Annotated in this window: 10 protein-coding genes; 9 read left to right on the top strand and 1 reads right to left on the bottom strand. The window is 49.3% G+C overall.

Translation table 11 applies throughout. From position 1 onward, the window contains the following. Together K7P76_RS06900 and K7P76_RS06895 are read left to right on the top strand one after the other, a co-directional pair. Window positions 1–2,373: condensation domain-containing protein (locus tag K7P76_RS06900; RefSeq protein WP_232184444.1), on the top strand; the 2,373-nt coding region annotated here is incomplete at its 5' end. A 160-nt stretch (window positions 2,374–2,533) separates the two neighbouring features. Further along, window positions 2,534–2,698, top strand: coding sequence for a glutaminase domain-containing protein (locus K7P76_RS06895; protein WP_255678400.1), 165 nt, complete (start codon window positions 2,534–2,536; stop codon window positions 2,696–2,698). 87 nt (window positions 2,699–2,785) lie between these two features. Here the strand turns inward: K7P76_RS06895 and K7P76_RS06890 are convergent, their stop codons facing one another. Next, on the bottom strand, window positions 2,786–3,073 hold the full coding sequence (locus K7P76_RS06890; RefSeq protein WP_232184442.1) for a hypothetical protein: 288 nt from the start codon (window positions 3,071–3,073) through the stop codon (window positions 2,786–2,788). A gap of 445 nt (window positions 3,074–3,518) precedes the next feature. Here K7P76_RS06890 and K7P76_RS06885 point away from each other — a divergent pair, with 445 nt between their 5' ends. The 7 genes from K7P76_RS06885 to K7P76_RS06855 all read left to right on the top strand — a co-directional run bounded on the left by K7P76_RS06885 (window position 3,519) and on the right by K7P76_RS06855 (window position 10,490). Then, complete coding sequence (locus K7P76_RS06885; RefSeq protein WP_309244736.1) at window positions 3,519–4,607, top strand: RNA-guided endonuclease InsQ/TnpB family protein; 1,089 nt, start codon at window positions 3,519–3,521, stop codon at window positions 4,605–4,607. A 280-nt stretch (window positions 4,608–4,887) separates the two neighbouring features. Continuing rightward, on the top strand, window positions 4,888–6,105 hold the full coding sequence (locus K7P76_RS06880; RefSeq protein WP_232184440.1) for a GntR family transcriptional regulator: 1,218 nt from the start codon (window positions 4,888–4,890) through the stop codon (window positions 6,103–6,105). A gap of 181 nt (window positions 6,106–6,286) precedes the next feature. Beyond that, window positions 6,287–6,613 carry an RNA-dependent RNA polymerase family protein gene (locus K7P76_RS06875; RefSeq protein ID WP_232184439.1) on the top strand — a complete coding sequence of 109 codons (327 nt, stop codon included), beginning with the start codon at window positions 6,287–6,289 and terminating at the stop codon, window positions 6,611–6,613. A 127-nt stretch (window positions 6,614–6,740) separates the two neighbouring features. Beyond that, on the top strand, window positions 6,741–6,917 hold the full coding sequence (locus K7P76_RS06870) for a hypothetical protein (protein ID WP_232184437.1): 177 nt from the start codon (window positions 6,741–6,743) through the stop codon (window positions 6,915–6,917). A gap of 345 nt (window positions 6,918–7,262) precedes the next feature. Then, window positions 7,263–8,636, top strand: a complete 1,374-nt coding sequence (locus K7P76_RS06865; RefSeq protein WP_232184480.1) for an ABC transporter substrate-binding protein — start codon at window positions 7,263–7,265, stop codon at window positions 8,634–8,636. 81 nt (window positions 8,637–8,717) lie between these two features. Beyond that, on the top strand, window positions 8,718–9,614 hold the full coding sequence (locus K7P76_RS06860; RefSeq protein ID WP_232184436.1) for a carbohydrate ABC transporter permease: 897 nt from the start codon (window positions 8,718–8,720) through the stop codon (window positions 9,612–9,614). Continuing rightward, on the top strand, window positions 9,615–10,490 hold the full coding sequence (locus tag K7P76_RS06855) for a carbohydrate ABC transporter permease (RefSeq protein ID WP_232184435.1): 876 nt from the start codon (window positions 9,615–9,617) through the stop codon (window positions 10,488–10,490). Window positions 10,491–10,505: the final 15 nt, after the last annotated feature.

Genomic DNA, 10,505 nt, shown 5'->3' with positions numbered 1-10,505 from the left:
GCGTTGCATAAGGCGCACGTGGAGCGGTTTTATGAATTGACAAGCGCGATGGGCATGAACGATACGAAGCTGATCAACCTGTACGGCCCGACGGAAGCGACGGTGGACGTATCGGTGCATGAATGCGTGCCGGACAGCGACTTGGATTTCGTGCCGATCGGCCGTCCGATCGACAATACGTCGTTGTATGTCGTAAATGTCGGCGGACAAGCTGCCCAGCCGATCGGCGTGCCCGGGGAGCTGTGTATTGCCGGGGTGCAGCTGGCGGTCGGTTACGCGAACGAACCGGAGCTGACGGCGGAAAAATTCGTGCCCAATCCGTTCGCCCTTGGCGAGCGGATGTACCGTACGGGCGATCTGGCGCGCTGGATGGAGGACGGCCAGATTGAGTATCTGGGTCGGATCGACGACCAGGTGAAGATCAGGGGTTACCGGATCGAGCTGGGAGAAATCGAGCGAACGCTGCTGCTGCACGAAGCGGTATCGGAGTGCGCGGTAACGGCACGGGACGACGGGGCGGGAGGCCGGCGGTTATGCGCTTACGTCGTGGCGGACCGGGAATGCACGTCCGGGGAGCTGCGACGGCATTGCGGAGAACGGCTGCCGGAATACATGATACCGGCGTCGTTCACGCAGCTGGAAGCAATGCCTTTGACAGCCAGTGGGAAGACGAACCGCAAGGCGCTGCCTGCACCGGAGGCGAGCATGGCGACGGGGACGGCCTATGCGGCTCCGGGAAACGAGACGGAGGAGAAGCTGGTCGGCATCTGGCAAGAGCTGCTGCAGCGGGAGATGGTCGGTATCGACGACAACTTCTTCGAGCTGGGGGGTCATTCGTTGAAAGCGGCGACTCTATCCGTACGAATCGAGCAGGCGTTCTCCGTCCGATTATCGCTTAAGGAGATTTTCGTTCATCCTACGATTCGATCTCTTGCGGATCGGCTATCGTCAGGGAATACGGAAAGAGCTTATCCACCCATTCAACCTGCGCCAAGGAAGGATTATTATGCTGTCAGTTCGGCGCAGGAGCAAATGCTGATCCACCAGAGAAGGAACCCCGCAAGTCTTTCTTACAATATGCCGTCGCTTCTGCTGCTGATTGGCATACCGGACATCGCGAAGCTAAGAGATGGGTTAGGAAAGCTGATGGCAAGGCATGAATCGCTCCGAACTTCTTTCAAGCAGATCGATGGCCGAATGGTGCAACGGGTTAACACGGATGTCGCCATTCCGTTTCATCAGATCGACAAAACGGAGTTTTTCGGCAATCGTCCTGGAAACTGGGAAGCTTCGGCTTCGGCTTGGGTACGGCCGTTCGATCTAGCAGAAGCTCCGTTATTCCGAGTGGGCCTCGTATCGCTCGATGCAGATCGACACTTGCTTCTTTTGGACATTCACCATGCGATTTCCGATGGGGTTACGACCGTCTTATTGATTCGCGATCTTATCGCGCTTTACGAAGGCAAGACGCTCCCTGCCGTGAAGGCGCAGCTCAAGGATTATAGTGAATGGCTATCGGCGTATTTATCCGGCGAAGAGCTGGAGCGCCATCGAGCCTATTGGTTGAGTCGATTCGCGGAGGGCGTGCCCCGGCTGGATTTGCCATATGACACTACAAGGGAGTCGATATCGGATCCCGCAAGCTTGGATGAGAGCGCGCGATATCGATGGATATTAAGCGACGAGTTGAAAGTTTCCCTGGAGCAATTAGCAAACAACGCCGGCTCAACGTTGTTCATGGTGCTGTTAGCTTCTTATCAGGCGATGCTGAGCCATTGGTCTGGTTCCTCAGAGGTTGTTACTGGCGTACCGTCAGCAGGAAGATCCCATCCCGACTTAGTCGATACGGCGGGGCTTCTTCTTCATACAATGGCCATCCGTAATCGCATTGATCTTTCGGATACATTTGATAGCTGGCTCTCTATCGTGAAGGAAAGCATGCTGCAAGCACTCGATCACGCATGGTTGTCTGTAGAGGAATTGGTCGAACTATTGGATGAACGGAGCTTTATTCGATGGGAGTCAACCCGTAACCCGTTATTTGATACTTTATTCGTCATGCAGAACATGGATGCGAGTCCAATGGCCGCGGGGGAGCTTGGTTGGCAGCCGCTCGAGTGGGATAGTGCGTCCGCGAAAATGGATTTGGTGTTGCAGGCGGAGGAAAAGAACGGGAAGCTGCAGCTGTCTTTTGAGTACCGCAGCAGGCTGTTCGAGGCTGACACGGTAGCTCAAATGGCCGAAGGCTTTCAAAAGCTGCTGGTTCGAGTGGCGGCTGAATCGCATACGAGCTTGCGTGAGTTGACGGGGCTGCAAGACGAATCTGGCAAAGGACGTTCGACGGAACTGTTTGAAACCGGGTTTGATTTTTGAGAGTAAACGCAAGGGGAAGAGATCTGAAATCCGGATCATCCTAGTATGCGAAAAGCGAGGCATGGCCTTTCGAGTTTGCTTCCCACGATATTGGCCAATATCCGCTCGGCAATAGCCAGGTATATAGTGATAACGCAAGGTAAGGGCAAATGCCGAGCCGCTGTGGAAGATGTTGAACGACACTCCTGACCGCGTAGCGTTCTCCGATTGGACGGATACGATTACGGCCCGCCAACTCAATTTCCAGCATCGCAGCGTAGTGGGCGGGTTTTACATGAACCTGCTGAAAGATAAAGGAATATGGCGAGATGGCGGAAGAACTTAGCACTCGGATAATTTCAAGCGAAATAGCGATGTTTTAGATCACAGTAAAAAGACCCTCGATTGAGGGTCTTTTCTCAATCCATTATATTTATGCGAATCTGTGACATCTTTCATCCGGCAAACCTTTGTCTTTCAGCTTATCGCGACGAACTTCTTCGATTCGTTTAGTCCATTGGTTGGGAGTAAATCCATTTTTTCGGGCTGTATGAAGGCGTTCAGCGTGATCCAGACAGGTATCGTATCCGCCTAGCAATCGAACCACTTGGATATATTCGACAACGAGCTCTCGAGCTGCGCCTTTGGTATATCCAAAATTATAGACCAAGGTTTCGGCAATGCCTTGCTCATACAGATTTAATCTGACTCTGGTTGTCATGGCTTATCCACCTTCCTCTTTCTTCCCTTTTTGGACTTCGTAATTTCCTCATAAAACCAAGCAACATCCTTATTTAATTTTACTGCATCTATATAGTATGATATTTCCAGCATCGTTATCCGCCATCGGTCCCATAATGAAATCCGGATGAACGATGCAGGGATCTGCTGACCCTTTTTTCGTTACCTTTCGGTGAGCAAAATGAACTCAGCCCATTGGAAAGATCCAGACATAATAATAAGTGGATTTTAACAACAATCCGAAAGAAGTCCTCTTCCTCTGTAGGGAGGGGATGAATTTCGGTTAGGCAAAGCCTAAATGCATTTGTCTATTTGCCTGAATCCGTCATCAGAATCGATCGTTTGTCACAGTTTCTAAAGTTGGAATAGCGGATGTTTTTGGAGTATAATAGGAATATACGTTCCCGTTATGGTGGTGAGCCTTTGTGCAAATAACCTTTCAGTTTCGCCTTTATCCGACCCTCGAACAGGAACAACTAATGAATCGAACGCTGGATTTGTGCCGGAAGCTTTACAATAAGGCCAAGGAACAACGTGAGACCGCCTACAACCAAGAAGGTAAAACCATCACTTATGCCATGCAGCAGAACGGATTGCCTGCCTTTAAGAAGGAATTTCCAGTATATAAGGAAGTTCATTCGCAAGTGCTGCAGGATTGCCTGCAACGTTTGGACGATGCCTATCAGCATTTCTTCCACGGTGAAGCAGGGTATCCCCATTACAAGTCGGCAGACCGATACGTTTCTTTTACCTATCCGCAGCCAGGTGCGGTACAAAAGACCTTTGCCAAAGAGGGAACCGTCTATCTTCCAAAAATCGGCGTTGTCAAAATGAATGTCCACCGTCCCTTCGACCGGGTGAGCGTGACGCAAATCAATGTGAAACGATATGGGGACCGGTGGATGATCAACATCAGCGTGAAAGTGTCGGATACGGAAGCCATGCAAGCGGTGGAATCCGCCGTCGGCATTGATGTAGGGCTGAACGCGTTTGCGGCGCTGTCCGATGAAACAAAGGTGGACAACCCGCGGTATTTGCGCAAAGCGGAGAAACGGCTGAGGCGCGCGCAGCGGAGGCTTTCCCGCAAACAACGAGGTTCCCGCAACCGGCAGAAGGCCAAACGAAAGGTCGCCAAAACCCACCAAAAAGTCGCGCGGCAGCGAAAAGATTTTCTGCACAAACAATCGTACCGCATCGTCCAGGGCCATGATCTGATCGCGGCGGAACAGTTGAAAGTCAGGAACATGGTACGCAACCGCCGCCTGGCCAAAAGCATCTCGGATGCCGGATGGAGAAAGTTTATCACCTACCTGTCTTATAAAGCCGAAAGACATGGAAAGCGATTCGTTCAAGTGCCTGCCTACGGCACATCGCAGACCTGTCTATGCGGCGCGGACGTTCCGAAAACGTTGGCCGTTCGGGTTCATGAATGTAAAAGATGCGGTCTTATTCAAGACAGAGACGTCGTCTCGGCCAAGATTATCTTGCAACGCGCCTTGAAAATATCGGCTTGATGGGTCGAACACCGTAGGGAGGGGTTGCCCCGAACGGGATGCGAACAGCATCGAACGCTTGTGGAGATCATGTAAGACCTTTCTCCCGGGAAAGGCAGAGATCGTCGAAACAAGAAGCCCCCGCCTCTGTAGGCGGTGGGAGCATTCACTTGACCTGTTAATACCCCGTGCGGTTCTCAGACCACATGGGGGAGTTTTTGTGTAATTGACATAAAATATCTATTAGCTATAATAAACATAAATAAACATAAATAAACTTTGCTTCTAGGAGTAGTGGATTATGAAAAAGGAACGGCTGCGATTACCTTTATATATTCAAATCCAAGAGTATTTCAAGAAATTGATCTCTTCCGGTGAGCTTACAGAGAATCAGAAAATTCCTACCGAAAACGAACTTATCAGCAAATTTAATGTCAGCCGAATAACGGTTGCGAACGCCCTTACCCAACTCGCGCAAGATGGATGGATCTACCGTATTCCGGGCAGGGGGAGTTTCGTAAGCAAGGGGCCTTCGTTCCCGGAGACGTTGCGAGAAACGGTAGAAATACCCGTTGATCCCGTCGTGATTCCGTCCGATGGAGAAGACATTTCTAAGCAAGCGGGGGATTCGACTAGATTCGTTGCCCAATCGTCCGGAAAACGGATGATCGCGCTAATCATTCCTACGGTAGAAGATTTTTTCGCTCTTCGCCTATTGAAGGGAATCAACAAGATATTAAAGAATAGCGACTATTACCTGGCGGTCATTCTCACTAATCACTCCAAGGAAATGGAGAAGGAAGCGATCGTTCAATTGCTGCAGAAGGGCGTAGCCGGGTTGATCATCTTCCCGATCGATGCCGAGACTTATAACGATGAGATTCTATCGCTTAAGATCAACAATTTCCCTTTTGTGCTGATCGATCGCTATTTACCTGGCGTAGATACGCATTTCGTCTGTTCGAATAATAGGCTCGGAGCCCAATTGGCTGTCTCTCATTTATGGGAGCTCGGTCATCGGGAAATTGCCATATGCACGGATTCGCCTCTTAACACCGTCACGGTGGAAGAACGGATTGCCGGATATATGGATGCCCTTAAGCAACGGGAGGCGATGATCAATCCTGCTCTGATCCTGACGGAATTTTCGGTCGACTACAAAGAGAAAGACGACAATCATGTACTGCATCGTTATATAAAAAACGGATTAGCAACGGCCTATATTACCTTGAATGCTCAGCTGGGCCTTTATATCGCGGGCATCGCCCGAAGACTCAAACTAAATGTGCCGGGCCGCCTGTCCATCCTGACGTTCGATGATCCATCTTCCGGAATCGATGAACAGGGTACGTTTACGCATATAGCGCAATCCGAGGATGAAATCGGGAGCCGTGCGGCATCCATTCTGATCGATCTGCTGAATAACCCGGAGAATGCCAACGGTTACAAGAAAGTCATTCTCAAACCGGAGCTTGTCATTAGAAGTTCAACGGGACCGCTTATCGGATTGGCGAAATAAAGGCTGGCAGGCTATTGTCGGGCGATTGCAGACCGTTTTCACGGATTATAGGGAAAGCGGTTTTTTTAATATTACGCGCCTAGCCAAGTTAGGCACAACTAGCCGGTGTGAGTCCGGTGGAAGTAAGAGCCAATTCGCCTCGTAGCTGGCGGGCAAATAATGGAGGTCATTTAACCCATCTTTGAAGCGGACTTTAAAGACTGCTCCTACGGCTTCAGACCGAAGCGAAACCAGCACGACGCGATTAATCATATCCGATATCCGCCGAGCGGTTAAGAAGGGCGTGTACTGGGTCGTAGACATCGATATTCGCGGCTACTTCGACAACATTGCGCACGATAAGTTGATGCAATTGGTAGAACAACGCATCAGCGATAGCCGCGTGCTGAAACTCGTTTGCAAGTGGCTGAAGGCAGGATTTGTGAAAGATGATCAGTTCCACGAAACCGAGCTCGGAAGTCCACAAGGAGGCTTATGCAAAGCTTTGCATAAGCCTCCTTATGTGTAGTAACTCGTTATACAAAGTAAGAAGGCATAAGCCCAGTATGAACTCTTGCGAACAAGTTTAAAACAACGCCGAACAAAATATTTAAGAAGTACAAAACGACGTGTGAAACGGATGGCAAAGTTACAAGGTGCTTCAAACGGAAGTGAAACGCGAAGGCAAAAAACCGTTGGTTGCTTACTTTGGAGGGTTCAAACTCGGATACAAGAAAGATTCCGTCATTGTAGATGCGATGCCGACAGGAAAAGTGTTCAGCATCAAAAGCCAGTTGATTGACCGATTGACACATTTGCACGCTCCGTTCTGAGAGGGGTATTTAGAAAAGTGATATCTTCGGATAGTAACTCGCTAGGTGCCTACTCTACTCACGTCCGGTTTGATGAGGGGGGAGCTGGAAAGTAAAAGAAAGGCGTGCGTCTTCCGTTTGAAATTCAGCTTTCTACTCTACTGATATAATTAATTTATATGTAATATAGTTTATGTCTAATGATATTCTGCATATTGCCTATATTTTGATCAATATGTGAATGTTTTTGAATAAAATAAAGAAATATATAAGTTTTTATTGACCCTAAAAGATATATATTATATATTTAACTTGTTACTAAGTGAAAACACTTACATTTCGAAAGGGGTAAAGAAATTGAAAAGAATGTCATTGCTTTCTCTGATTCTTGTTTTGGCGGTAGCTTTGTCTGCGTGTGGAGGCAAAAACAACAATGGTAATGCGGCAAGTCCATCTGCTTCACCGAGCGAATCCTCTGCTGCACCGAGCGAATCCTCTGCACCGAGCGATTCTCCAAGCGCTGCGGATGACAACGCGGAAGTAACTTTCGTTTTCTACAACACGGAAGACGAGATCAAGGCTTTGCGCGACAATACCGATCCAGGTGCAAACAAGACTCCGCTCGTCATCTACGACCAACTAAAGAAGAACTATCCGAATTATAAGATCAATTATCAGAACTGGGGCTGGGCCGAAGATCTTGACTCCAAGCAACGGGCAGCTATTCTGAGCGGTAATGTACCCGACATCGTTCGTGGGGAGACATTCATTCCGGCCTATGCCAGTGAAGGGATTCTCGAACCTCTTCCGGACGATATCGTTCAGATGGTCAACCCGAACTACCTAATCAAAGATAACGATGGCAAACCGGTTGCTGTGGCAGCTGAAGGAACGATTTTCTTGCTCTTCTATAACAAAGAGTTGCTGAGAAAATCTGGAATTGACCCAGAAACCGTTAAGTTGGATACATGGGATGATTGGAAAAAAGTGTCGGATGCCATCACTGCCGCAGGCAAGGGCAAGTTCTTCGGCGGCGGCGTACCGAGCCATCCGCATTTCGGCGGCTCGCTGCGATTTACCTCCATCGTAAGAAGCATCGGTCAGGATTTCGGCGGCGGCGACAAAGTTACCATCGATACGCCAGCCAATATTCAAGCTTTGCAATTCCTGCGCGACATGGACAAAAACCTTCCTAAAGGCGTAGGTAACAACCCGGATGAGGGTCCAATCTGCTGCACATTGTTCGAGAAGGAAAAATCACTCGCCTTCGTCATTAACGGGACATGGGCGGCGCGCGGTGCGATCGCCAACGGTATCGATCTCGGGATCGCGCCGCTTCCGGTCGGTCCGAACGGCAAGCCTTCCAACACTCGCGTAGGCTTCGTCTACAGCGCCGTACCGAAAGCTTCGAAAAACAAAGAAGCAGCTTTCAATGTATTACGCACCATGCTGAGCAAGGAAGTGCAATCCATTATGGCCTCTCAATATTCGGTAGCGGTGGCGAACCAAGAAGTTCAGAATGATGCAGCCAATGTCTATAAGGATTATCCGTGGATGCAGGAAATTATGAAGCTTTTGCAGACGAACGAATTCCAGCCTCTGCCGGTGTTCAACAAGAACAACGCCCAGATTTGGGATATCATCAACTCCAAAGTCATTGCCAGAACTACGATTTCGAATGACCCGATCGATAAGATCGTGAAGGAAGCTCAAGTGGAAGCAGACAGTGCTCTGAAATAAAGATGCGGGCCATGGGGCTGGGGGAGTAAGCTCGTCTCCCGGCCCTCTCTTTCTATCAAAGCATCAAGTGGAGGGCATTAGATGAAAACAAACAAATCGTCATTTTTATTGCGAAACCGAGAACCTCTTCTGGCTCTTGCCATTATCGGACCGTTTTTACTTTGGTATCTCATCATTAATCTATTCCCGTTAGTCACCGGTTTTCTCCTCGGCTTCATGGAGTGGAACGGATTGACCGCTAGCCCGAAATGGGTCGGTTTGAATAATCTTAAGGTGTTTTTCGAAACGCCTAGTTATTTGTCATCTCTATGGAAGCAGCTGTACATTGGATTGTTATGCCTAACGGTGAACGTTGCGGTCGCTTTCTTCCTTGCCCTGTTGCTGAACATGCCATTGCGGGGAAGAGGATTTTTTCGGTCGGCCTTTTATATTCCCAGCATCACTTCAGTCGCTACTACAACGGCGGTCCTGCTTTCTCTCCTGCAGCCTCAAGGTGGCGGGTTGAATGGTTTTCTTGAGACAATCGGGATGAATCCGATCATCTGGACGTATTCGCCGTTCTGGATGACGTTCTGGATCGTCGTCTATTATACATGGAGGTCGGTCGGACCAACCGCGATTATCTGGCTGGCAGGACTACAGTCTATCGATCCGACGTTATACGAAGTGGGCAAGATCGACGGTGCCGGACGTTGGCAACTCATACGGTATGTTACAATTCCGGGACTAAGGCCTATCGCGGCTTATATTATGATTACCGGGATCATTGCGGTCATGCAAATGTGGGATCTGGTCATGCTGATTTCGCGCGGCGGACCCACGGGGGCTACCGACGTGCTTGCCTATCGGGTGTACCGCGACGGACTGCAAAGCTTTAACCTCGGGATGGCCGGCGCTTCGTCTCTAGTGCTAGGGGTTTTAACCCTGTTGTTGTCGTTCGTCTATCTCCGCATATTCCTGAAAGGAGAGGAAGATTAGATGACATGGAGTCGTCGGTTGATTATTTATTTCTTTCTTGCGCTGGGTACCGTCATTACGATATATCCGCTGCTTTTCTCTTTCTTGGCGGGCTTTTGGGACAAGGATTTATTCGGAGGCGCTGCCCGGCTGATGCCGATTCCGGACAAGTGGTTAACGACGAAATATGCGATGTTCTTCGGCAACGACGCGTTTCGTCCGTTCTTGAATTCGTTCTTGCGAGTGTTTTGGTATGCCTTTTATATCACCGTAATGGCGGTTCTGATCGGGTACGTACTTTCTCGGTTGCGTTTTCCGGGCAGAAAACTGTTTTTCGTTTTTATTCTTGCCGTTCAACTGATCCCAAGCTCCTTGATGTTCATCCCGACTTATGTAGAAATGGCTAGATTTCCGCTTATTGGGGGCAATGATCTGATGGGGCAAGGAGGCACCGGCTTTATTAATCATCCGTTGGTATTGTACGTCATGATCGGCGGTGCCAGCTTCATGTGGGTATATTTGTTCCGGCAGGCGATGAACGGTCTTCCCAAAGATTACGAAGAAGCGGCCTATATCGACGGAAGCGGGTTTTTCCGCACGCTGTTTCTCATCATCGTACCGATTCAGAAGCCAATAATAGCGACTATCATTTTAAGCAACGCCATCGCGACCTGGAACGATTTTCTTACTCCGTTCATTTATATCAGCGATCAGAAATTCATGACTATGGCGGGTTATGTAGGCCTTCTGGTTTCCCGCCTTACGGCGTTCGGATCTAGGGATTATCCTCTCGTTTTTGCCCTCGCCACGGTTACGACGATACCGCCGCTGCTTATATTTCTGTTTATGCAAAAATATATCGTCCAGGGTTTCGCGTCGGCAGGCATTAAGGGCTGATTAGATTCTTGAAAT

Origin of the sequence: Cohnella silvisoli (assembly GCF_021190915.1) — a bacterium.
In the GTDB taxonomy this organism is placed as follows: Bacteria; Bacillota; Bacilli; order Paenibacillales; family Paenibacillaceae; genus Cohnella; species Cohnella silvisoli.
The sequence above is the reverse complement of the archived record's forward strand: the minus strand, read 5'-3'. Positions and strand labels throughout refer to the sequence as shown.